Source organism: Heyndrickxia oleronia (assembly GCF_017809215.1).
In the GTDB taxonomy this organism is placed as follows: Bacteria; Bacillota; Bacilli; order Bacillales; family Bacillaceae_C; genus Heyndrickxia; species Heyndrickxia oleronia.
In genome coordinates this window covers 3664551-3687587 of sequence record NZ_CP065424.1, presented here as the reverse complement: position 1 = coordinate 3687587, position 23037 = coordinate 3664551, and the positions used below count along the sequence as shown (strand labels likewise).

Below are 23037 nucleotides of genomic sequence, written 5' to 3'. Positions count from 1 at the left end.
GCTAAGGGATTGGGAGCCATAGTAAATAAATTTATGAGTCGATATGATAACAAAATATTGCTTAGAGGTTACAAAAAATTTGTAATAGTTTGTATAAGGATTTACCACCTGAACATAAAATAAAAAGGAATGGGACAACGGAACCGTCCCTCTGTCCGAGAGGAGAAATGATGAAGACAAGGTATGTTAATTTGAATGATGTGTCGAATAAGAAAACGTTTCGGGATATACGTAAGTGGCAGAAGGAAAGACGAAGTAAAGAGAAGGATTTAACTGAAAATATACCACAATGTTCAAATAAAAGGATCAAAGAAATTAAGGAAAATCGAAGTCGAACTTCTTATACCTGGATTGGACATTCTACTTTTTTGCTTCAACTTGATGGACTTAATATACTTACTGATCCAGTATGGGCGAAGCGAATGGGTTTTCAAAAGCGATTAACTGAACCAGGAATTCCGTTGGAGGATTTGCCAGAAATCGATGTTGTGGTCATTTCACATGGTCATTATGACCATCTTGATTTTCCAACATTGAAAAAACTAAAAGGTAATCCATACTATTTTGTTCCTATTGGAATGAAATCTCTGTTTATAAAAAAAGGTTATCAAAATGTAAGAGAAATGAGCTGGTGGGAATCGTTTGAATATGAAGGGATCAGAATCCACTTTGTACCAGCTCAGCACTGGACAAGAAGGTCGCTTAACGATATGAATACTTCCCATTGGGGTGGGTGGATATTTCAAACTACCAGTAAATCATTTTATTTTATAGGGGATACAGGATACTTCTCAGGTTTTAAGGAAATAGCTGCACGTTTTATGATTGATATCGTATTTATGCCAATTGGTGCCTATGAACCAGAATGGTTTATGGCAGACTCGCATATTTCTCCAGAAGATAGTGTGAAGGCATTTATTGAACTAGAGGCGAAGCAATTTGTTCCTATGCATTATGGTGCTTATCGATTGGCAGATGACACAGGTCCCGAAGCCTTAGAGCGTTTACTGCGTGAATGGAAAAAATGCCAACTGCCAAAGGAGCAATTGAAGGTTTTATCAATAGGAGAAACCGTGATGTAATTAATTTGAAAAATGGTTTTGAATGTATGTTAATAAAACCATAACTACAAATACAAAAAATAATCAACAGCCATTCATATCCAAATTTGTTGAAATCTAATGGAGAGTTGCCCAACATTAATCCATATTCTAAGCATTGACATTTTCTTATTTTATTTTTACAATAGTTTTATGACTTTAGAACAATTGAGTGATGACCAAAGAGTTAGAATATTTAACGCTTTAGCAGATGAGAAAAGGATCAACATCATCCGAATATTATCTCAGCAAGATACACGCCCGCGATGCTCGGATATTGGTAGGAGGCTAGAAATAAGCAAATCAAATGGTTCTTATCATTTGAAAATCTTGTCCGAAGCGAACCTGGTGCATATCGAAAAAGAAGGGGTAACAAAATATGTTTCTTTGAATAAAGAGACATTTAAACAATACTTACCCGGATTTTTGGCTACGTTATAAGGTAGCCAAATTTTTTTTTTCATTAGTTCTAAAGTTTTATGACTATTAAACAAAGGAGAGCTTAAACTAAGATGAATAAACTTATAGGTACATTATGTTTAATTGTGCTGGCAGGTGTAATGAATTCAATATTATTTAATGTAACGTTGGAAGATATGGCTATTGATTTAAAAGTGAATAGTTCTGCAATAAGTTGGATCGTTATTGCTTACACGCTAGTCACAACATTTGGTTCGGTTATATACAGTAAGCTTGCTTCTTATTTTCAAATTAAAAAGTTGTTGTTAATAGGAGTAACATTATTTACTTTAGGTTCTTTAATAGGATTTTATTCTAGCATCTTTACTGTGGTCTTGATAGGCCGTATTATTCAAGCAATGGGAGGCAGCTCATTTATCGCTCTATCCATGATTACAGCTACACAATATATTCCTTTACCTAAACGGAATGTTGCTCTTACCCTGATAGGTGGGTGTTTATCTCTAGGTTCTGGTTTAGGTTTCTTAATAGGTGGAATATTTGCTTTTACATGGGGCTGGCACTCTTTGTTTTTGCTAATGAGTCTAACATTCCTAACAACAATTAGTATTTATTTCCTATTTCCTTCTGGATATGCAAGCAAAGAAAGGATAACAGAGCCCTTTGATATCCTAGGAATGTTCTACTTGGTCATATTTGTCACTTTTTTCATTTTAGGTGTAAAACTGAATATCTACCTACTTTTTCTATGTATAATCTCAGTATTTTTATTAGGATTACATAGTAAAAATAAAAAAATTGTTTTATTAGTTGATCCATCCGTATTTAGAAATTATTCTTACAATAGATTGATTTTAATTAGCTTTATTAATAATGCAGCTATGGTTGCAACTTTGTTTTTATTCCCTACATTGATGAATAGGGCCTTTCACTTATCAGTTATACAGATAGGGTTCATTATTTGTATCGTTGCGATCGTTTCCTTTTTTATCAGCCTAATGATAAGAAAAATAGTTCAGGTTATAAGTAATGGAAAGTCAATGTTTCTCTCTATATTGTTACAATTGCTTGGTTTTTGTATATTAGCGTTTTTTGGCATTCATTCCATTATAATGGCCATATTAGGACTTTTTTTGATTTATTCAAGTTACGGAGCATTAACAGTGATTATAAACCTAGAAATACCACAACATATAAAACCGGAAAAAGCTGCGATGGGATTGGGAATGTACAATCTTATAAATTTTTTAGGTATGTCTTTTGGACCATCCGTTTCAAGTAGGATACTAAGTGTTTACACCAATATTCCCTTTGTACTTCAGTGCTTCGCTGTTTTATTAGTGGTTATATTACTATTAATGTTTACTGGAAGAAAGAATAGCCAACTTTCGTTAAAAAGAAACGTATCCTTAGAAAAGGACTGATGGGGTAGGTTTTTTACGAAGTCTGTAATTCATCTACTCTATTTTTCTGGCTATATATGTTTAAAGGGCATTGAGCAAGGAAGAGTTAATGTTCTTTTTCCACAGTTTACTGGAACTATCGCGGCACATTCCTATAAAAACATGGTTGGATTGTGAATCATTTCACTTACATGAACAGATGCTTTTAAGAGGAAATTTAAATATTTTTAGTTAGAAAAAGGAATGTCTCCAAAATTGAGACATTCCTTTTTCTAAGCGTACAACTTACTTTCAATAAAACACTTTAAAAAAAAAAATGCTATTTTTGCAAAGATAGTCGTTTTGGAATAAATATAGTTGTTTGTCATATTGTGTTAGAAAAGCAATGTAATAGATATATATTTTTTGTCTTAAAATAAGTATGAAGTGGTGATTACATCATGCAAATTTTCTCATGGTTAAAAGGTCTTGTTTTTGGTGCTGTATGTTCAATTGTTACTGCATTCTTATTTATGCTAATCGGACAATCGTGGGCTGGGGGAGTAATCTCATTTTGGGGCGAAAGTTGGTTGTACTTCTCAGTCATCATTCCTTTTGCGATTACATTTGCAGTACTAGGTGGTTTTTTCCATCATAGAAAAGACTTATCAAACAAAAAACTTTGGCTGATAAGTCTTATATGTGCGTTTCTAATTACCTTATACAGTGGAACGGTTGGTGCTATTTTTGGTGAAACGATCGTCAGAGGAGGCATGGAAACGATAAACATTGATGGCACATTAGTCTGGGGTACAATCTATGCTTTCGTTTTGCTTCCACTGACTACGCCATTTGCAAGATTACTGATCGGATTCTTTTACCAACTTATTAGAAGATAATCAAAAACGTTAAAAACTGTAACACTTCATTAAGGTTATTTTTATGCACCTCTTAGCAACTGAACGGTTGTCTGATTGGCTTTTTTTACATGTTGAAAGCTCTAGTGTATTCCATGAAATTATTTTTATAGGAATTACAAAAGTCTATTTTAGAAGACAAAAAAAGGAATCAGTCGAAGCTGATTCCTAAATGATATTAATGTGGTAAGAAAGCAAGTTGAATGAAAAACAATACGGCAAAGATATAGACTAGTGGATGAACTTCTCTCCACTTTCCTTTCACTACTTTTAATATAGGATATGAGATAAATCCTAAAGCAATACCAGTTGCGATACTAGATGTTAATGGCATGCTTAAAATAATTAGGAAAGCAGGAAAGGCTTCATCTATTTCACCCCACTTAATATTGGCTACACTTCCAATCATTAAGCTTCCAACTATAATTAGGGCAGGTGCAGTAATGGCTGATAAACCAGAGACAGCACTGACTAAAGGCCCGAAGAAAGAAGAAATAATGAAAAGGATAGAAACAGTAAGTGTAGTTAGCCCTGTACGGCCTCCTGCAGCCACTCCTGAGGTAGATTCAACAAAAGCACTTGTTGGACTTGTCCCAAACATTGCGCCGATTGTTGTACCTAGAGAGTCAGCTAAGAGGGCTTCTCTCGCGCGAGGCATTGTTTTACCTTTCATCAGTCCTGCTTGTTCAGCAACACCTACCATTGTACCCGTAGTATCAAAAATTGTTACTAATAAAAATGAAAAGACAACTGCATATAAACTATGGTGGAACACATCAGCAAAAGCTGAAATAGGATTGTGAATAATAAACTCTGGTAAATGTGGTAGCCCAACAAATCCTTTGTCAAATGAAAGTTGTCCAGTAAAAAGTGCAATGATCGCAGTAATAATCATTCCGATGAATAATGCACCGTGAATATTCCTAGCCATTAGGATTAATGTAATCGCTAAACCGACGAGAGCTAGAATAGTTAATGGACTGTGTAAGTCACCAAGCTGAACCAAATTGGATTCACTAGCTGTAATAATTCCCGTTTGTCTTAAACCGATAAAAGCGATAAATAATCCAATACCTGCAGTAATCCCATGCTTAAGATTTTCAGGAATGGCTTCAATTAACTTACTTCTAAAAGGGGTTAAAGATAAAATGATAAAAATAATACCTGCAACGAAAACTGCTGAAAAGGCAGTTATATAGTCAATATTTCCATGGCTACCAACTACTGAATAAGCAAAATACGCATTCATTCCCATACCTGGTGCAATGGCAATCGGGTAGTTAGCGAAAAGTGCCATCCATAAAGTTCCAACTACAGCGGCGATGATGGTTGCCATAAATACTTGGTCAAACGGTACTCCTGCATCTGCAAGAATCACAGGGTTTACAACAACAATATATACCATCGTTAAGAAGGTAGTTAAACCGGCAATAAGCTCTGTTTTAACATTTGTGCCGTTTTCTTTCAATTTAAACAGCTTAAGCATAAAATATTTCCTCCAAAAGACGAACGTTTTTAAATACATATTATATATTATTCGTTTATTTAAATTTAAGCAACCATTATTTTAACATTTTTTTTAGAGATAGCAAAGGAAATGCTCTTAATGATAGCTTTTCCAGAATTATCATAAATTACTTGTCTAAATGGAATAAAAAAGCAACGAAATGGTTTTCGTTGCTTTCGATCTTACTCATCATTTTTATTTTTTTTAGATAAGCGTCCATTTTTCTTGGCAGCTTCACGAAGAATAAATTCAATGTGACTGTTAACACTGCGAAATTCATCTGCTGCCCATTTTTGTAGTGTTTCGTAAAGTTCTGGGTCTATACGCAATGGAAAGCTTTTTTTCTTAGCCATTCATATGCCTCTTTAATATAAAGTTCCTGTATTAATTACTGGTTGTGTAGCTTTATCTGAAACAATAGCAACTAGCAAATTATTGACTAATTGAACCCTACGCTCATCATCTAATTCGATTATATTCCCCTGTTCTAGTTGTTTAATGGCAAGCTGTGCCATACCAACTGCACCTTCAACAATCTTCTGACGTGCGGAGATAATTGCTGACGCTTGTTGGCGTTGGAGCATTGCTTGAGCAATTTCTGTTGAATAGGCTAGATGAGTGAGTCTTGCCTCAATAACCTGTACTCCAGCAACATTTAAACGATCCTGTAGTTCCTTTGCGAGCTCATTCGATACTTCTTCAGCATTGCCTCTTAACGTTAATTCGACATTGTCATACGTATCATAAGGATATTTTGTAGCGACATGACGGATGGCTGTTTCACTTTGAATTTCCACAAATTGCTCATACTGATCAACATCGAATACTGCTTTGGCTGAATCAATTACTTTGAAAACAATAACAGCAGCAATTTCAATCGGATTTCCTTCTACATCATTCACTTTCAATTTTTTGCTATTAAAGTTTCTAACCCTTAAGGAAACTGTTCGTCTTAATGTAAATGGTACGGTTAAAAATAGACCACTTTCGCGAATGGTACCCAGGTATTTTCCAAAGAAAGTAACGACACCTGCTTGATTTGGTTGGATAATGGTGATCCCTGACCCAAGTACCCCTGCGATCAATACAAATAAAATCGCTAACACTAAATTTTCTTTGAAAAACATGAAAACTGCTACCCCTAAAAGCACGATGATTAATAAAACGGCTAAAAAGCCATTAAGTTGAAATACCTTTTTCTCTTTCATTATTAATCCCCCTTTAAATCATATCTTAATCATATTATTATGATATCACTTTTGTATAATAATGTAAATCATTTGGGGGGGAAAACAAAAAAACTTCGCTCATAGTTTAATGCGAAGTTAAAAATAAGTGATGAGATTAATTTAATTTTGTTGTTATCTGTTGTTTTATACATTTGTCCTACAATTATAAAATACTGTTTAAAACAAGATAAATTAAACCAGACAAAGTTGCCGAAATAGGTAATGTAATGACCCATGTAATAACCATTCTTTTAGCTGTATCCCACTTAACACCTTTAATTCTGTGTGCTGATCCAACACCTAGAATGGATGAGGAGATAACATGAGTTGTACTTACTGGTAGGTGAATAAAAGTTGCACCAAAGATAATAAATGCTGAACTTAAATCAGCTGCTACCCCATTGATTGGTCTAATTTTCATAATTTTTCCGCCAACAGTTTTTATAATTTTCCAGCCACCGATGGATGTACCTAATCCCATGGCCGTTGCACAGGATACTTGAACCCAAAAAGGTATATCAGATGATGATGCATAGCCATTAGCGATTAACGCCATTGTAATGATTCCCATTGCCTTTTGAGCATCGTTTGTCCCATGGGTATATGATTGTAAAGCAGCCGTAAAAATTTGAACAAGACGGAATCGCTTATTGGTTTGTGCCAAATTGAAATTTTTGAATACAACTTTAAATATGCTATAAACAATGAAACCTATAGCAAAAGCTATAATTGGAGATAAAATAAGTGCCTCTAAAATATTCAAAAATCCCTTGTAATTTAATGAAGCAAAACCTGCAGCGGCAATAGCTGCACCTGCGATAGAACCGATAATTGCATGAGAAGAGCTGCTTGGTATACCGAAATACCAAGTAAGTAAATTCCATATAATCGCTGCGAGCAACGCCGATAAAATAACTACGGAACCATTTGGTAATGTAAACGGATCAACAATATCCTTCGTAATTGTTTTTGCGACACCTGTAAATGTCATCGCACCTACAAAGTTCATTATTGCTGCCATGATGATGGCATGTCTAGGCTTTAATGCCTTTGTTGACACAGCCGTAGCAATCGCATTCGCAGTATCATGAAATCCGTTGATGAAATCAAATGCCAGAGCGCAAACAACGATTAATATAGTAATAAGTAAAAAACTATCCATATAAAAAGACTCCTTATGCGTTCTTCATAATAATGGTTTCTAGAATGTTTGCAACACTTTGGCAATAATCAGCAATTTCTTCGAGATCCTCATATACTTCTTTGTATTTAATTAAACGAATAGGATCCTTTTCATTTTTGAAAAGTTCTTTAATAGACTCTCTTAATACATCATCACACATGGACTCATACTCTTTAATTTTGATTGCATGTGGTCGCATACTAGGGAGTTTCTTACTAAACATAAGCTCGATAGCTTTATCAATTTCAACGGTACAATTTCTAATTGCATCAACGAATTTATACATATAGTCATCAGCGGCAGTGATATTATACACTTCAAAAATATACGCACAGTGCTCTAATCCGTCTAAAATATCATCGAGACTATTCGTTAGTGTTAATAAATCTTCCCTTTCAATTGGAGTAATAAATGTATCATTTAACTCCAAAATCATTTGATGAACGTATGTATCGCCTTGTGATTCATATTCTTTCATTTTTTGGGCGAAGATTTTTAAATCACTTGTACTATTCAGTTTATAGTCCGCGAAATAATTCATACTTTCTCTTAAATTCGTAGAGATTTCCCCTAATAAAACTGCAAATTTGTCCTTCTTGTTCTTAAATACCATAGAGAGCCTCCTAAAAGCTTTGTATTATCAAACGTATTTATTTTATATGATTTTGTGAAAAGATTAAAGAAATATGTCGATTTTTTTTGTGTATTCGCTTACAATTATGTCTATTTTATATCCTCATGTTTTCTTTAGTTTTCACAGTTTTTCTATAAATATCTGAGGATTTTTGCTTATTTGGAACTATTATTCGACAAATTTCGATTAAATATTAATTTTTTCTTGAGGTTGAGATTTATTAAGTCGAGGTATTAGGAGAATTAGTTATTCTTTAATGGAGCAAAATAAGTGAATGATGATCTATTCATCAACTTAGAGAAATTTCGGAAGGGATGCAGACAACTATGACAAATGTAAATTTAGCAATCGTATATTATAGCTCAACTGGAACAAATTATCAGCTTTCAAAGTGGGCTGAAGAAGCAGCAAAAGAAGCTGGAGCAGAAGTAAAAGTATTAAAGGTCGAGGAATTAGCACCTCCAGCTGCCATTGAATCGAATCCAGCATGGAAGAAACATGTCGAGGAAACACAACATGTTCCAGTGGCGACTCAAGCTGATTTAGAATGGGCAGATGCAATTATTTTTAGCGCACCTACTCGTTTTGGAAATATTCCTTCACAAATGAAGCAATTTTTAGATACATTAGGTGGATTTTGGGCGCAAGGAAAGACGGTAAATAAAGTAGTCAGTGCAATGGCATCAGCTGGGAATGTAAATGGAGGACAAGAACAAACCATCCATACAATCTATACGTCAATGATGCATTGGGGTGCAATCATTGTCGCACCAGGTTATACGGATGAATCGATCTATAAAGCAGGTGGTAATCCTTACGGAACAACTGTAACTGTAACAGAAAAAGGAATTGTGGAAGATGCAGAAGCAGCCGTAAAGCATCAAGCAAAACGTACAGTTCAAGTGGCAGAATGGGTAAAAGCTGGTTTGCAATAAAAAAATTAGCTGAAAATCTCCTACACATCGTAGGGGATTTTTTTTATTGTCAAATAATTAAAAATAGGGTAAAATATCAGTAATATAAAATACTCCTGACCTGTACTACCATTCAGGCAATCCGGGGTATATTTCTTTTCTATGTAATTATTTTCAAACTGTAAAATCTGTTCACATTTCTCACCGAAATGCATCCAACAGGTTATGAACCAGTTTTCCACCTATGGGGGAGGACTGGTTTTTTATTGTGTTTATTTAAGGCTCTTTCTCAAACATTGTTGCTATTTAAGGAATGTTATAACTATTAAATATCGACTGAGGATCGGTACACGTATCATTTTACTGAGAAAGAGCCAATCTCCATAAGGACCGCTAAAATCCTTTATTGGGAGTAAAAGCCGGCAGTTGGGCTTTTACAAAAGCAACAAACGATACGAAAACAGCCTTATTTAAAAAATGGTTCTGTTTTTAAACATTCAGTAGTATTTTTTACTCAATTTACTAAAAAAGTGATCTTAAAAGAAGGGGTGAATAAAACTGACTGAGACGTTAAGTGGAATTAGGGTTCTGGATTTAACGAGAGTTCTAGCTGGACCATTATGTACGATGATTTTAGGTGATCTAGGGGCAGAGGTTATTAAAGTTGAGGCACCAGGCGGTAGTGATGATACAAGAAATTGGGGACCGCCATTCAAAAATGGAGTGAGTGCGTATTATTTATGTGCCAATCGAAATAAAAAGAGTATCACTGTCGATCTCAAATCTGAACAAGGAAAGGAAATTATTAAAACTCTTGTAAAAGAATGTGATGTGGTCATCCATAATTTTAAAACCGGAACGATGGAACGCTTAGGTTTAGACTATGAAATATTAGCAAAGATCAACCCAAAAATCGTGTACTGTTCAATAACTGGCTTTGGAGAGACGGGTCCATATAAGGATTTGGCTGGGTATGATTATATCATTCAAGCAATGTCTGGTTTAATGAGCATTACAGGTGATGAAGGGTCAGGTCCGCAAAAGGTTGGCGTTGCCATAACTGATATTTTAACTGGATTATATGCTTGTATCGGTATACAGGCGGCTCTTTTAGAAAGAAATCAGTCAGGAACAGGGCAAAAGCTGGATCTCTCACTTTTTGATGCGGGAGTCAGTGCTTTAGTGAATATTGCAAGCAATTATTTAATGTCTGAAAAAATACCTGGCCTTATAGGGAATTCACATGCCAATATTGTTCCTTACCAAACATTTGATACCTCAAATGGGAAAATGGTGATTGCGGTAGGAAATGACCGCCAATTCAAAAAATTTGTAGATATATTAGGACTAGAATATTTATCGGAATCTCCACGCTTTCAAACGAATGCAAAGCGTGTCGAACATCGCCAAGAATTAATTCCAATTTTACAAAAAATACTGCTATCAAAACCTACTGAATATTGGCAAGAGCATTGCCAGCAACATGGGATTCCTTGTGGACCGATTAATACCATCGATAAGGTTTTTAATGATCCACAAGTTCGCGCAAGGGAAATGATGATTGAAACTAAGCATCCACAGGCAGGTGACATAAAGCTAGTTGGAAGTCCACTTAAATTATCAAAAACACCAATTAAAATAAAATATCCCCCGCCTTTAGTAGGCGAGCATAATGATGAAATCTTCAAAGACCTGGGTTATTCACAAAATAAATAGGAGAGTGAGAATAAATGAATTTTGATTTTTCCGAAGAACAAATAATGTTGCGTGAGACTGTAAGAAGTTTTGTTGATAAAGAAATCATACCTTTTATAGGAGAATGGGACTCAAAAGGAATATTCGAACCAAGCATTATGAAACGATTAGCCGAGCTAGGTTTAATGGGGGTATGTATTCCTGAAGCCTATGGTGGAAGTGGGATGGATTATAATGCATTGGCGATAGTATGTGAGGAGCTGGAAAGAGGGGATACAGCATATCGTACGGCTGTTTCCGTGCATACGGGTTTAAACAGCTTAACTTTACTTCAATGGGGGACCGAGGAACAAAAGCAAAAATACTTAACCCCTCAAGCTAAAGGAATAAAGGTCGGTGCCTTTGGATTAACTGAACCAGGTGCAGGATCAGATGTAGCAGCATTAAATACGACTGCTGTAAAAGATGGTGATGATTATATTTTAAATGGTCAAAAGACATGGATTTCTTTATGCGATGTAGCTGATCATTTTCTTGTTTTTGCCTATACTGATAAAAGTAAGAAGCACCACGGGATATCAGCCTTTATTGTTGAAAGAACCATGCCAGGTTTTTCTTCAAAAGCGATAAAAAATAAACACGGCATCCGAGCTGGGAATACAGGCGAAATCTTTTTTGATCAAGTAAGAGTACCGAAGGAAAATCTTCTTGGTCAAGAAGGAGAAGGGTTTAAAATCGCAATGTCTGCCTTAGATAATGGACGATTTACAGTAGCAGCTGGCGCGTGTGGATTAATCATGGCTTCATTGGAGGAAAGTGTGAAATATTGCCATGAACGAAAAACTTTTGGAAAGGAAATAGGCAGACACCAGCTTGTTCAGCAAATGATTGCCAAAATGGAAGCTGGACTTCAAATGAGCCGCCTACTAGTCTATCGGGTAGGTGAACTCAAAAATAAAGGTGTCCGCAATACACGCGAAACTTCATTAGCAAAGTGGCAAGCCTGTGACTTTGCCAATAAAGCCGCTGACGACGCGGTACAGATTCATGGAGCCTATGGATACTCAGATGAATATCCTGTAGCAAGATTTTTAAGAAATTCTAAGGCACCTGTGATTTATGAAGGAACTCGAGAGATTCATACAATTATGCAGGCAGAATATGTGTTAGGATATCGCCAGGATAAGCCATTAAGTAAAATGCTTCCATCATGGCCATTTGCAGTAGATAACAACTTGGTTGAGAAATAATGACAGTCAACCTCTTTTATTCACTGAAAAAAAGTGCTGTAAACTATTAAAGCTGTTAGAAGGGCTCTTACAAAAGCAATAAAATTGAAAAGAGGTCTGTATAAAACTAAGTAGTTCAGATACTGTGGAGAAAATGTAAAAAAACAGATGAAATAACATACTAAAACATAGTATGTTTAGCAACAGAAATAACAGCACAAATAGCAAACAGAGACGCTTGGATTTTAATATCCAAGCGTTTTGTTTTCATATTGTCTTGTTAAACTAAGCACCTGTTGTCCAACAAAAAATATTTAATGTGTACTTTCATAGTATTGTTATATCAATATGGAAAAAGTGGGTTCATCGAAGGTCATTATATTATCTTCTGAAAAACCAAATTTTAAATAAAATAATTTGCCTGCTTCATTTTCAGGATTAACCGTTAATTTCAGACGATTGCAAGAAGGATGGTTATTTTTAATATGTCTGATTAATTCATTTAATGCTTTTGAACCCAATCCGTTTCTTTGAAATCTTTTATCTATGAAAAAATGAAACAGCCAGTAATCGTCTTTACTATCTGGTGTATAATGCAGATTGAAAAAGCCTACAATCTCATTTTTATTGTAAATTCCATATGGCTCTACCACTTTTCCACCTGGTCTTATATATGCTTTAGCAAGAGCAATAGCAACGGGTGGATTAATAGATGCAACAAATTTATGTTGTTCTTCAAAGACGGATAATTCAAGTGCTTCTCGCCAATTGTCTGAACTTATTAATTTAATGTATATTTCTGACATACTACACCTCATTAATTTTTACTCAGTTTTTTAACCAAACCTGTTTTGTTAATGTACAAATTCAACAAAAAAAGCGTGCAATCCTTCTTAGACTGACCTGCTTCTTTTAGAAAACTATTTCACAATCTCAGTTATTTTTTTACATAAAATCTCAATTACCTACTTGGTTTATGATAATCAACATAACAAATAGCGTGCGCATTAACATAATAATTAACTGTTGACAATAGCTGTTGTCATTATGTTATTGGGGTTGGGATTTTGTAAGCTATTTTAATGTTAATATTCAATAATTATTGGTATATAAAGGAAAAAGAAGAGACCAAATCATATGCGATTTGGTCTGCTAATTAGCATGCTATTTCGTATGTTCCCCACAAAATCGGAACTACCTAATACAAAACAGCCTCTTTTATTAACTATTCTGTTTATTTTTTTCACAAGTAAGTAAATATTGCTTATGTAAATCTTTTAATGCGGAAGTTAAGGCATTGTAGGCTTTTCCAAAATAACAATTTTTTAAAGTATCTAAAGGAGCTTCGATCCCGTCTTTAAGGCTATAGCCCTTTAACAAATGGGAAATGAAATCACGTCCGTGTTCGGTCGCTAATGTGCATGTAGCTTCAACAATGACCCCGTACTTTCGATCGATTTCAGCGGTAATTGTTAAGGTTTCATAAATACTTTTTGCTGCCATTCCGGCAGGTAGCTTCGCATGACCAGCAATGAAATATGTGTTCATTATATCCCTCATTTGATGAAAAATTTTGAAAAGTCTATTTAGAGTTATTATACAATAAAAGGGCTTATCAAAAAAGTAAAGGGGTTTTGCCCCTTTACTAATTAACGCGTTTTATGTATGCTTCAAATATCTCTGGTTGATCATTGAATGGTGCGATGCATTTGACTTTTTCTTCTGTAAATGGGTGGAGAAAGGTCAATTCTCTAGCATGTAGGGCTTGTCTAGGGAAAAGCGGCTTCCCACCGTATAATAAATCTCCGACTAATGGGTGACCAATATGGCTTAAATGAACTCTAATTTGATGGGTTCTACCTGTATCTAATGAACACTGTATGAATGACATTTTTTCTTTCATAAATTTTTGTATGACTAACACCCTTGTTTGTGCTGATTGCCCTGATTTCGAAACTCTGCGCCGTGTTGCATGGTGACGATCCCGACCGATTGGTTCATTAATCTTGAGGGAAGATGGTTGAATGATCCCATGGACTAACGCATAATAAGTCCTTTTTATCTTTCTTTCATTTAACAAACGGTCCAAAATAGCATGACTTAATGCATGTTTAGCAAATAAAACGGCACCCGAAGTATCTTTGTCAAGTCGATGAATATGACGAACACGCCTTTTCTCTCCTTTTTGCTGCAAGTAAAAGGCAACCCCATTTGCTAGTGTATTTAGCTGTCCTTCAGAATTTGGATGTGTATCCATACCAGCAGGCTTATTAACAACGATTAAATGATCATCTTCAAATAATACGTCAATGGCAAGCTGTTGAGGAATCACGCCATAATCTTCCTCAGTAAATAATGCAATTGATATTTCCGTTCCCAAGGAAAGTGGCTTCGACCAGTTGATAGTTTGATCATCAATTTTTACCAATTTTTCCATTCGCCATTGATGTAATAGTTTCTTAGGTACCTTCCAATTTTCTTTGAAAATAGCTTCTGCAGTAAGGTTTTCCCACTGTTGTGGCACCCTAAATTGAAACCACTTTCCTGATTTATTTATCCACATATTTTTTCCTTTCACATGGTCATAATTACCACAATTTTTTACAGTTTTAATGTGTTATTCTGTAACTAATAATAGCAAGTTTCTTTAAAGTAATACAATAAAAGGGTGGGTCATTTGTGAAGGTCTTATATGCATCAACGGAAGAACAGGAGAAAAAAATAGTAGAATTAATTAATCAACTGTATACACAGATTTTTCCTTTCTACTACGAAGATGAAGAAATTGCTGAATTTAAAAAAATGGGAGTATTACATATAGAACAACTCCATTTTGAAAATTTTAATACCTTAAAAGATGCTTTTCAAGTAATTGCAAGTTTACAAACAATTATTACAATCTTGGAAGAGAAAATGCAAAAACCACTTCATCATTACTACGGAAAACTTTTTAATCGAAATATTGATCTTTTGGAAACATATGATATATTTTTTCCATTTAATTATTCCATATTTAATCGCAAGGATAAAATATTATTTGATTCATTTTCTATTTATAAAAAAGCTGCAAACGAAATACTCATTTAAAAAAGCTCTTTTTAAATTTGTGAAAAGAGTAAAAAAGTGGTCTTTTTGAGATGAACCTAAATCTAACGTAGGGAATCATCTCATTTTCGACCACTTTTTTTAAAGAATGATTTTCATTACTCATTACCTTCATCATTTTTTGTGTGTTTATACACGATGATACTAGAAATAAAAATGAAAATGAATGCTATAAGAGCAAGGAAGGGAATAGTAATAAATCCTAGCCAATTAATATATTCTCCTGTACAAGAGACTGGCCCACAGGAAGGGGCATGTTGACTAAAAATGGAAATCTTCTGTATTGAATAATGATAAAGAGATGTCAGTAAACCAATACCGGATAAGACCGCTACATAAAGGGAAAGCTGAAATTCTTTTCTTACGATTGATATACCGATAAGTATTGTTAATGGATACATAAGTATTCGCTGAAACCAGCAAAGCTCACACGGAACAAAATGGCGAACTTCAGAAAAGTATAAACTTCCTAATGTGGCGACAATGGATACTGTCCATGCGAAATTCCAAAAGAACACTTTACGATTATTTTTCGTTTGCATTGACTAACTCCTTTAATTGACTAGTAATAAAATTATAGTCTTTTTACTTAAAAAAAGGAATAATCAAGTGGCAATTATCCATTTGTTCACAATATGTTCTTAAACAAAAGACTCTTTGCTCAAACATTGTTGCTATTTAAGGAAAGGTGTAACAAATCAGTTGGGATTTTACAAAAGCAACAAACAATACGAAAAAAGCTGAACAAAAAAGGCCGTTCTAAAAAGCTAGAACGACCCGTTATCAAGTAACTAAATCTGGGTATGGTGAAATGCTTCACTGCTGGTTAAATCTTCTGTGACACCACTCATTTCATTAGCATGGTCAATATATCTAAACAAAGAATAGAGACTGCGTTCAATGACGGTATAGTCATGTGAGAAATGATAGGCGTGGAGAAGATGTTCGATTCGTTTTGAAAGCATATCATCTTTTGTTCGTACCATTAAAATTAATAAATTATCCCATTGTGAACGATGGGTATAATATAAGGCACGATCATAATCAACTTGATTCAAGACTAATCTCCTCCTTTGATGTTCGATTGAACTCAGCAAGTGAAATAGTCACTTAAAGGAGTTATTTGTATTATATGCAGCACATATAGAATATGTCGCTGTAAAACTTGGCGATGGCGATATTTATAACTTGTTTATTTTTGTCATGGATAAATGATGAGAAGTGTTAAAGAAGGTGCTGTTGCTATTTAAGTGAAGTTTTAACAAATAACGATCGGCATGGAAAAAAAGCGACAAAATTTTATACAAACAGCATACGATACGAAAACAGCGTGTAGGAAAAATATGTTATTATAAAGTGAATAATGAGAATACTATCATTCATGCGGAGGAAAAGGATTGAAAACATTTCTTTATCGCTATTTATGGCTGGGAAAAATGCTATCCATTTTTATGGAGATTTTTTATCTTTTTGCTGTTTTTTCATTCGTTTATAAAGAGAGACAATCATTTTTCGATTTGGCCATTATCACATTTTTGATTATGATGGGCAGAAATCTTGGAAATACACTAGCCTCAACCTCATTGCGAATAAATATCGCTTTACTTTTTAGCGCTAAATCCATATTCATTTTAATCGCCTATTATTTATTATCAGAACATTCTTTGTATATCGTTTTACCTACAATGGTCCTATCAGCTATTGATGGTTATATAAAATATCAATCCAACCGACCTTATTTAAGCATTACTAAAAGAGAAGAAATAGCAACTGTTGGTGGATTTCAATCGTTTATAGACCAAATAACGATGATTATTGGATGGCTTCTTTCCATTACTCTATTTGTTCAAGTGAACTCTTTTGGTTTACTAATTATAGCTTGTCTTTTGGGACTTATTTGCTGCCTTATATATAGTAGTAGTCCTAAAAATAAGAATATGATGATGCAAAAAACAGGTGATGTTAAACAACCATTTCAGTCGTTTAATAATAGGATTTCTTTCCTATTTATGATAGATATGATATTCAATGTTGCTTGGGTCTCATCAATGATCTTTGCTTTTGTAGAAAACCATTTAAAGCAGGGAATTGTTTGGTGGGGGATTTTTAATAGCACCTATATTTTAGGCATGCTACTGGTTCATTTTATAATCAACAAATACCATATGTTTTTTGCTTATCGACGTTGGAAAGTCCAATTTTTCCTGACAATAGTGACAATATTATTCATTGCTGTTTTTGCTTTTAATATGAATATTTACCTTTCACTGTTTTTAATACTTGTCTTTGGCTTTAGTCAACAACTAAAAGAAAAAATCCTCTATACTGAATTAATCAAACAAATGGATATCCAGACAATATCGACTCTTCATCAAAGGCTAAGTATCCAATCTTCCTTCGTGATAGCAGTATGTGTTTTATGTGCTGGATGGATCGTAGATCATTTTGGTATACAAGCGATCTATCTTATAACAGGGCTAGTTTCATGTCTTTCACTGCCATTCTACATTTCTGAAATGCGTAAACAAGCTGCATGACATCAAGTCATTCAGCTTGTTTATCCTCAGTTCGATTCATAAAAAAACCACTAAAAAATACAATTCCTGAGCAAAAAAAGAGGCCCATAGTAAATAACATCCAGCTTAAGGTCAAATCAATACTTAATTCCATTTTTTTTGCTCCAAATACATAGACAAGTCCTGAAAGTAATGCGATGCTGAAAAATAATGCAAAGGGGCGATTTTTATTTGGATGGTTTTCTTTATACATTTTCCTTGAGCTTCGAACCCCCATTATTGTAGCGACAATTAGGAGTAACATGACTCCTATCAATAATATGAATCCCATGAAAATCCTCCATTCTATCGTGAATATTTTATCATATACACGATGCAAAATAGATGAATGATATTAGGCGTTTTATCAAACATTAAAAGTAAAACTAAAAAAAGGCGGAAATGAAGGGATGATTAAAATTAAACAATGGTTCTTGATCATTTGCATACTTTTATGTGTATTTGTTAATGAACAGGATATTCATGCAGAATCCTCTTCATTTCAAGTAGCTTTTGTTAGGAATGGGGATTTGTGGACTAAAATTAATAGGGAAGAACAGCAATTAACTAAAGATGGAGCAGTGACCAACCCTAAATGGTCGTTCGATGGAACCTGGCTTGCATATAAAAAGAAGGATGAGCTTTGGGCCTATCATATGGTTACGAAAAAACACTTTTTACTCTATAAAAGCTCTGCCTCGAACTATCAATGGTCACCAGTCGGTAATGTTCTCGCTTTCCAGTATGATGGAACCCTTAACATCATTGATATGAGCAGTAAAAATAAAAGCGTGAGTAATATTTCAGTAGGTATAGGAAATTACTCATGGTCCCCGGACGGTAAAGAATTTTTAGCTTCTTCTATAGCATCTATTCAGCCAACTGGGTGGACAAATGTTGAATTGTACAAAATTCCTATCGATTCTAAGAAAAAAATCGAACATTTTTATACTCTGCCAACACAATCGAAGGATTTTTTTGCCATTCAAACAAGTCAATTTAAGTATTCAGAAGATGGGATGTGGATTGCCTTTTTAGCTATACCTACTGCATCTTGGTCAATGGATGAAAATCGGTTATGTATCATTCGGACGGATGGTACGAACTTCATGAATTTAGATGCCATGATTTTGAATGATGCTTGGTTTAAATGGGCGCCCACTAAAAACTTCCTTGCTTATATTTCTGGTGAAGGAAGGATGGCGATTGAGAACAAGCATTTAAAGGTAAAGGTCTTGCCAACGATGAAATCTAATTCTACCTATACCCCGAAAGGCTATGTGGATTGGGATTTTACTTGGCATAACCCATCACTCATAACCATATCGAGAGCAAAAGAATCTGAGTGGTCTAATAATCCTAGCAAAAGACCATTACCTTCTTTATATCAAATTGACACAAAGTCCATGCAACAAAATAAAATTACCTCACCGAAGAGCGACTATGGGGATTACCGACCAGAGTATATTTCAAAGGAGCGGAAACTTACATGGTTACGCTCGAATCGACAGACGACAGATATGTGGTTAGCAAATAAAGAAGGAAAACAAGCAAAAATTTTCATTCAACAGATTGATACGGTACCTGATTATTATGAAAAGAGGAATTGGGATGAGGTCATCGATATCTTTCAAAAATATGATTGAGGGGGAGACAAGGTTCTCCTCTTATTTTATTTGGTATTCTTTTCCCTGACATTCAAATCTTTTAATTTTTACCGACAAATGTAAGAGGGTAAACTTCACTCTTGTCTGTCAAGATTCACCTTCTATTTTCTTTAAAAAATAATAAATGGAATATAAAAGAAAAGAAACGGATGGTTATAATTCCACTACATGAATAGTCCACCACTTTCATATATTGTGTTAAAGATGGTTTATAACTTGTGCGCAGTTTGGACTTTTTAGCGGTGTCTATTCATGAAGGGAGAATCGAGTATGAGACATGATGATCAAAAATCATTAGAATATGCAATCTCTGAAATAACAGAAATCGCTTCAGGATTTGGCTTAGATTTTTATCCGATGAGATATGAAATATGTCCTGCAGATATTATTTATACGTTTGGTGCCTATGGAATGCCTACCCGTTTTTCCCATTGGAGCTTTGGAAAACAGTTTTTTAAAATGAAGCTTCATTATGATTTAGGACTTAGCAAGATTTATGAATTGGTGATTAATTCGAATCCATGCTATGCCTTTTTGCTTGATTCAAATTCCTTAATCCAAAATAAATTAATCGTTGCTCATGTTTTAGCCCATTGTGATTTCTTTAAAAATAATATTCGATTCCAAAATACGAAGCGAGATATGGTAGAAAGCATGTCCGCAACAGCAGAAAGAATTCGTGCGTATGAATTAAAATATGGAAAAAAGGAAGTAGAAACCTTTATTGATGCGGTTTTAGCAATTGAAGAACATATCGACCCTTCATTAATGAGACCGAAGCTTGCATGGACCATGGATGATGAAGAGGAATGGGAGGAAGAAGAAAAAAGTACACCATCTCCATATGATGACCTATGGTCATTGGATCAAAAAGAAAAGAAACCAGTCAAAAAGAAAAAGAAGAAGAAATTCCCTCCTGCACCTGAGAAGGATATCATGCTTTTTATTGAACAGTATAGTCGTGAACTATCTGACTGGCAAAGAGATATAATGACGATGATCCGTGAAGAAATGCTTTATTTTTGGCCACAGCTAGAAACAAAAATCATGAATGAAGGCTGGGCATCATTCTGGCACCAGCGTATCCTACGTGAAATGGATTTAACGAGTGATGAGGCTATAGAATTTGCTAAATTAAATGCTGGGGTTGTTCAGCCATCAAAGACAGGAATCAATCCCTATTATTTAGGAGTGAAAATATTTGAAGACATCGAAGAGAGGTGGAATAATCCAACTGAAGAAATGATCAAACGTGGCGAAAAACCAGGTACTGGACGCGAAAAAATGTTTGAGGTTAGAGAGATTGAAGGCGATATTTCCTTCCTACGCAATTATTTAACAAAGGATCTAGTCATGCGGGAAGATATGTATTTATTCCAAAAGCAAGGTCGGGACTATAAAATAGTAGATAAAGAATGGGAAAAGGTCCGTGATCAGCTCGTAAATATGCGAGTTAATGGTGGTTTCCCCTACATCACAGTCAATGATGGAGATTATATGAAAAATGGAGAATTGTACCTTAAACATTGGTATGAAGGCATTGAATTAGACTTAAAATACTTAGAAAAAGTTCTGCCCTATCTTCATCAACTTTGGGGAAGAACAGTCCATTTAGAATCAGTAGTTGAAAATAAAGAACTATTATTTAGCTATGATGGGCGCACAGTGCAAAGAAAGTATTTATAAGCGAAAGATGAGTGAGTATGGGATCATACTCACTTTTTTATTGAGATTAGTTAAATAATGTGTTTATTGGTCTATATGTAGTTTTTTTATTCCCATTAAATAGCAAATTTTTTAAAATTTTTAAAAAATTATTGGAAATTAAATTTAATATTGTCTGAAAGTATTTATAATGAAAGTAATTGAAAAATGGAGGGGTTAAGATGAAAAAAGTTAGAGTTCAGTTACTGATATTCGTATTAACACTAATGTTTTTTCTACTTACTTCGCGATACTGGGGGTTACATCCGTCAGGTTATGATTTTACAGCTACAGATACAGTGATAGAAGTAAAAAAAGGAATTATGTCACCTCAAACTGTTCAGGTTAAAATTACAGATGCTACTGCACTTAGTTTAGCAAAAATTGAAGTAGCCATAATCAATTTACAAAACCATTGGTATTACTATGTATTTATACTCTCATTAATGATAGCCCTTGTTTTAGGGGTTTTTAATAAAAAATATAGATTTAATTTAAGCTTATTAACCTACTCAAGTTGGTATTTTTTACTATTAAGTATTGTAATAGGAGCAGGCTGTTTTATTTTCAATAAGGATATTAGCAATGTCAACGCCCTTTTTCATTCGCTTGATATAATCAAGTAGAACGTAACGCCCGTTTGTCCTGTATTTCAGTGTTATTATGTTACTCCGATACCATTTAATTTTTTAGTACATCCGTAATGAATAGGAGAAATGGACAAAGGAGATATTATTCCTTTATTGTCAGGTCTTCTTGAAGGATACGAATGAATGGAGTATATCTTTTTTTATTATTCTATGGAAGGAGCAGGTACAGGAAGGTGAATATAGAATATTACTAATATACTGCTCGGAAAATATGAAGAGTTGAGTAGGTGGTAGGTTGACTTTGGGAGGTTCCTTAAGGAGGAGGGGTGTATCTGATGGATAATATTGAATTACTGAATTTAGTACCTAAGTTTTTAGATTTTTACAATAGAGCAAATGATGAAGACATTAGTGAAAATCAAAGATGGCAATTATGGGAAGAGAATTACAATTTTGCAGCGGTTCCACCTGGGGATGAAGGAAGAAAAATAGCTAGAGATTTATTTCAACGTGCCTGGGAAAAATACCACCAGCATATTGATTATTTAAATAGGTGGGAACCAAGCAAAAAGGATATAGAGGCTACTCTAACACGAATTAAATATTTATTAGGATATGATAAGGTAATTGATCTAGTTGTTATTTATTTTGTTGGCTTTTTTGAAAATAATGCTTTTGTTGCTCCATATGATGAAACCAGATTAGCTCTTTGCCTTCCAGTTGAGAGTAAAGAATCATCTAGCGGATCTTTTATTACACTTTCACATGAATTAACACATATTGTACATGCGAAAACAGCGAATTTAACTAGTCAGTGGGAACGTTCAGTAGGTTCTTCAATTTTACAAGAAGGATTGGCAACCCAAGTTAGTAAATATATTGTACAAAATGAACCTGATGAAGCTTATATTGAGCATAGAAACGGTTGGCTTAATGAGTGTAAATTACATAGAACAGATATGATTAAAGGGATAATACCATATCTTGAAGATTCTTCTTCTGAGGCAATTCATCAGTTTACATTCGGTAACGGAACAACCAATTTAGAAAGAGAAGCCTATTTTGTTGGGTGGGAGATCGTTCGATATCTACTCGAACAAGGAGTATCTTTTAAACAGATGGCTAGCATACAGGAAGAGGATATACCCAATTATTTAGGAGAAATATTAGTAGAGTTAAATCAATGGATAGATTAGGGAATTTGAA

The 23037-nt window shown here is 34.4% G+C and carries 24 protein-coding genes; 13 read left to right on the top strand and 11 right to left on the bottom strand.

Annotated features, from left to right (window positions below; translation table 11 throughout):
- Nucleotides 1–170 precede the first annotated feature (170 nt).
- The 4 genes from I5818_RS18430 (at nt 171) to I5818_RS18415 (ending at nt 3801) form a co-directional block, all read left to right on the top strand.
- Complete coding sequence (locus tag I5818_RS18430) at nt 171–1082, top strand: MBL fold metallo-hydrolase (RefSeq protein WP_078110166.1); 912 nt, start codon at nt 171–173, stop codon at nt 1080–1082.
- Between the two features lie 99 nt (nt 1083–1181).
- Nucleotides 1182–1541: an ArsR/SmtB family transcription factor gene (locus I5818_RS18425; RefSeq protein ID WP_326160701.1), complete on the top strand. Its 360-nt coding sequence runs from the start codon at nt 1182–1184 to the stop codon at nt 1539–1541.
- A 71-nt stretch (nt 1542–1612) separates the two neighbouring features.
- Nucleotides 1613–2944 carry an MFS transporter gene (locus I5818_RS18420; RefSeq protein WP_078110165.1) on the top strand — a complete coding sequence of 444 codons (1332 nt, stop codon included), beginning with the start codon at nt 1613–1615 and terminating at the stop codon, nt 2942–2944.
- Nucleotides 2945–3363: 419 nt separating this feature from the next.
- On the top strand, nt 3364–3801 hold the full coding sequence (locus I5818_RS18415; protein WP_078110164.1) for a hypothetical protein: 438 nt from the start codon (nt 3364–3366) through the stop codon (nt 3799–3801).
- A 196-nt stretch (nt 3802–3997) separates the two neighbouring features.
- On the opposite strand, the gene I5818_RS18410 is transcribed toward I5818_RS18415, so the two are convergent.
- The 5 genes from I5818_RS18410 to I5818_RS18390 form a co-directional block, all read right to left on the bottom strand.
- Entirely contained in the window at nt 3998–5296 is a 1299-nt protein-coding gene (locus I5818_RS18410) for an NCS2 family permease (RefSeq protein ID WP_071977169.1), read from the bottom strand.
- Between the two features lie 212 nt (nt 5297–5508).
- On the bottom strand, nt 5509–5679 hold the full coding sequence (locus I5818_RS18405) for a type II toxin-antitoxin system antitoxin (protein WP_065107292.1): 171 nt from the start codon (nt 5677–5679) through the stop codon (nt 5509–5511).
- Nucleotides 5680–5691: 12 nt separating this feature from the next.
- Nucleotides 5692–6534 carry an SPFH domain-containing protein gene (locus tag I5818_RS18400; protein ID WP_058004967.1) on the bottom strand — a complete coding sequence of 281 codons (843 nt, stop codon included), beginning with the start codon at nt 6532–6534 and terminating at the stop codon, nt 5692–5694.
- A gap of 184 nt (nt 6535–6718) precedes the next feature.
- Nucleotides 6719–7717 (bottom strand): inorganic phosphate transporter, encoded by a 999-nt coding sequence (locus I5818_RS18395; protein ID WP_058004968.1) that lies wholly within the window; start codon nt 7715–7717, stop codon nt 6719–6721.
- A 13-nt stretch (nt 7718–7730) separates the two neighbouring features.
- On the bottom strand, nt 7731–8351 hold the full coding sequence (locus tag I5818_RS18390) for a DUF47 domain-containing protein (protein ID WP_058004969.1): 621 nt from the start codon (nt 8349–8351) through the stop codon (nt 7731–7733).
- Between the two features lie 347 nt (nt 8352–8698).
- Here I5818_RS18390 and wrbA point away from each other — a divergent pair, with 347 nt between their 5' ends.
- The 3 genes from wrbA (at nt 8699) to I5818_RS18375 (ending at nt 12231) form a co-directional block, all read left to right on the top strand.
- On the top strand, nt 8699–9307 hold the full coding sequence (gene wrbA / locus I5818_RS18385) for an NAD(P)H:quinone oxidoreductase (protein WP_058004970.1): 609 nt from the start codon (nt 8699–8701) through the stop codon (nt 9305–9307).
- A 537-nt stretch (nt 9308–9844) separates the two neighbouring features.
- Nucleotides 9845–11002, top strand: coding sequence for a CaiB/BaiF CoA transferase family protein (locus tag I5818_RS18380; protein WP_071977141.1), 1158 nt, complete (start codon nt 9845–9847; stop codon nt 11000–11002).
- A 14-nt stretch (nt 11003–11016) separates the two neighbouring features.
- Nucleotides 11017–12231, top strand: coding sequence for an acyl-CoA dehydrogenase family protein (locus I5818_RS18375; RefSeq protein ID WP_071977142.1), 1215 nt, complete (start codon nt 11017–11019; stop codon nt 12229–12231).
- Nucleotides 12232–12548: 317 nt separating this feature from the next.
- On the opposite strand, the gene I5818_RS18370 is transcribed toward I5818_RS18375, so the two are convergent.
- The 3 genes from I5818_RS18370 to I5818_RS18360 form a co-directional block, all read right to left on the bottom strand.
- On the bottom strand, nt 12549–13016 hold the full coding sequence (locus I5818_RS18370) for a GNAT family N-acetyltransferase (RefSeq protein ID WP_078111227.1): 468 nt from the start codon (nt 13014–13016) through the stop codon (nt 12549–12551).
- 415 nt (nt 13017–13431) lie between these two features.
- Nucleotides 13432–13758 (bottom strand): DUF3870 domain-containing protein, encoded by a 327-nt coding sequence (locus I5818_RS18365; protein ID WP_058004973.1) that lies wholly within the window; start codon nt 13756–13758, stop codon nt 13432–13434.
- A gap of 97 nt (nt 13759–13855) precedes the next feature.
- Nucleotides 13856–14773 (bottom strand): RluA family pseudouridine synthase, encoded by a 918-nt coding sequence (locus I5818_RS18360; RefSeq protein ID WP_078111450.1) that lies wholly within the window; start codon nt 14771–14773, stop codon nt 13856–13858.
- Nucleotides 14774–14889: 116 nt separating this feature from the next.
- Here I5818_RS18360 and I5818_RS18355 point away from each other — a divergent pair, with 116 nt between their 5' ends.
- On the top strand, nt 14890–15297 hold the full coding sequence (locus I5818_RS18355; protein ID WP_078111451.1) for a DUF5365 family protein: 408 nt from the start codon (nt 14890–14892) through the stop codon (nt 15295–15297).
- Between the two features lie 116 nt (nt 15298–15413).
- On the opposite strand, the gene I5818_RS18350 is transcribed toward I5818_RS18355, so the two are convergent.
- Both I5818_RS18350 and I5818_RS18345 read right to left on the bottom strand, forming a co-directional pair.
- A complete protein-coding gene (locus tag I5818_RS18350; RefSeq protein ID WP_180212736.1) occupies nt 15414–15857 on the bottom strand; it encodes a disulfide oxidoreductase in 444 nt (147 codons plus the stop codon).
- A gap of 249 nt (nt 15858–16106) precedes the next feature.
- Entirely contained in the window at nt 16107–16373 is a 267-nt protein-coding gene (locus tag I5818_RS18345; protein ID WP_058004977.1) for a YhdB family protein, read from the bottom strand.
- Between the two features lie 339 nt (nt 16374–16712).
- On the opposite strand from I5818_RS18345, the gene I5818_RS18340 reads away from it, so the two are divergent.
- Nucleotides 16713–17852 carry an MFS transporter gene (locus I5818_RS18340; protein WP_078109526.1) on the top strand — a complete coding sequence of 380 codons (1140 nt, stop codon included), beginning with the start codon at nt 16713–16715 and terminating at the stop codon, nt 17850–17852.
- A gap of 7 nt (nt 17853–17859) precedes the next feature.
- On the opposite strand, the gene I5818_RS18335 is transcribed toward I5818_RS18340, so the two are convergent.
- Nucleotides 17860–18162 (bottom strand): hypothetical protein, encoded by a 303-nt coding sequence (locus I5818_RS18335; RefSeq protein ID WP_078109527.1) that lies wholly within the window; start codon nt 18160–18162, stop codon nt 17860–17862.
- A 118-nt stretch (nt 18163–18280) separates the two neighbouring features.
- On the opposite strand from I5818_RS18335, the gene I5818_RS18330 reads away from it, so the two are divergent.
- The 4 genes from I5818_RS18330 to I5818_RS18315 all read left to right on the top strand — a co-directional run bounded on the left by I5818_RS18330 (nt 18281) and on the right by I5818_RS18315 (nt 23027).
- Nucleotides 18281–19516 carry a TolB family protein gene (locus tag I5818_RS18330; protein ID WP_139358087.1) on the top strand — a complete coding sequence of 412 codons (1236 nt, stop codon included), beginning with the start codon at nt 18281–18283 and terminating at the stop codon, nt 19514–19516.
- Nucleotides 19517–19807: 291 nt separating this feature from the next.
- Nucleotides 19808–21223 (top strand): SpoVR family protein, encoded by a 1416-nt coding sequence (locus I5818_RS18325; protein ID WP_058004981.1) that lies wholly within the window; start codon nt 19808–19810, stop codon nt 21221–21223.
- Nucleotides 21224–21423: 200 nt separating this feature from the next.
- Entirely contained in the window at nt 21424–21867 is a 444-nt protein-coding gene (locus tag I5818_RS18320; protein ID WP_071977147.1) for a hypothetical protein, read from the top strand.
- Nucleotides 21868–22166: 299 nt separating this feature from the next.
- Nucleotides 22167–23027: a DUF2268 domain-containing putative Zn-dependent protease gene (locus I5818_RS18315; protein ID WP_071977148.1), complete on the top strand. Its 861-nt coding sequence runs from the start codon at nt 22167–22169 to the stop codon at nt 23025–23027.
- Nucleotides 23028–23037: the final 10 nt, after the last annotated feature.

Excerpts from the sequence above, each read along its gene's own strand:
- I5818_RS18430 (WP_078110166.1), top strand. The coding sequence starts at position 171 with ATGAAGACAAGGTATGTTAATTTGAATGATGTGTCGAATAAGAAAACG.
- I5818_RS18425 (WP_326160701.1), top strand. The coding sequence starts at position 1,182 with ATGGAGAGTTGCCCAACATTAATCCATATTCTAAGCATTGACATTTTC.
- I5818_RS18420 (WP_078110165.1), top strand. The coding sequence starts at position 1,613 with ATGAATAAACTTATAGGTACATTATGTTTAATTGTGCTGGCAGGTGTA.
- I5818_RS18415 (WP_078110164.1), top strand. The coding sequence starts at position 3,364 with ATGCAAATTTTCTCATGGTTAAAAGGTCTTGTTTTTGGTGCTGTATGT.
- I5818_RS18405 (WP_065107292.1), bottom strand. The coding sequence starts at position 5,679 with ATGGCTAAGAAAAAAAGCTTTCCATTGCGTATAGACCCAGAACTTTAC.
- I5818_RS18400 (WP_058004967.1), bottom strand. The coding sequence starts at position 6,534 with ATGAAAGAGAAAAAGGTATTTCAACTTAATGGCTTTTTAGCCGTTTTA.
- I5818_RS18395 (WP_058004968.1), bottom strand. The coding sequence starts at position 7,717 with ATGGATAGTTTTTTACTTATTACTATATTAATCGTTGTTTGCGCTCTG.
- I5818_RS18390 (WP_058004969.1), bottom strand. The coding sequence starts at position 8,351 with ATGGTATTTAAGAACAAGAAGGACAAATTTGCAGTTTTATTAGGGGAA.
- wrbA (WP_058004970.1), top strand. The coding sequence starts at position 8,699 with ATGACAAATGTAAATTTAGCAATCGTATATTATAGCTCAACTGGAACA.
- I5818_RS18375 (WP_071977142.1), top strand. The coding sequence starts at position 11,017 with ATGAATTTTGATTTTTCCGAAGAACAAATAATGTTGCGTGAGACTGTA.
- I5818_RS18370 (WP_078111227.1), bottom strand. The coding sequence starts at position 13,016 with ATGTCAGAAATATACATTAAATTAATAAGTTCAGACAATTGGCGAGAA.
- I5818_RS18365 (WP_058004973.1), bottom strand. The coding sequence starts at position 13,758 with ATGAACACATATTTCATTGCTGGTCATGCGAAGCTACCTGCCGGAATG.
- I5818_RS18360 (WP_078111450.1), bottom strand. The coding sequence starts at position 14,773 with ATGTGGATAAATAAATCAGGAAAGTGGTTTCAATTTAGGGTGCCACAA.
- I5818_RS18350 (WP_180212736.1), bottom strand. The coding sequence starts at position 15,857 with ATGCAAACGAAAAATAATCGTAAAGTGTTCTTTTGGAATTTCGCATGG.
- I5818_RS18335 (WP_078109527.1), bottom strand. The coding sequence starts at position 18,162 with ATGGGATTCATATTATTGATAGGAGTCATGTTACTCCTAATTGTCGCT.
- I5818_RS18330 (WP_139358087.1), top strand. The coding sequence starts at position 18,281 with ATGATTAAAATTAAACAATGGTTCTTGATCATTTGCATACTTTTATGT.
- I5818_RS18325 (WP_058004981.1), top strand. The coding sequence starts at position 19,808 with ATGAGACATGATGATCAAAAATCATTAGAATATGCAATCTCTGAAATA.
- I5818_RS18320 (WP_071977147.1), top strand. The coding sequence starts at position 21,424 with ATGAAAAAAGTTAGAGTTCAGTTACTGATATTCGTATTAACACTAATG.
- I5818_RS18315 (WP_071977148.1), top strand. The coding sequence starts at position 22,167 with ATGGATAATATTGAATTACTGAATTTAGTACCTAAGTTTTTAGATTTT.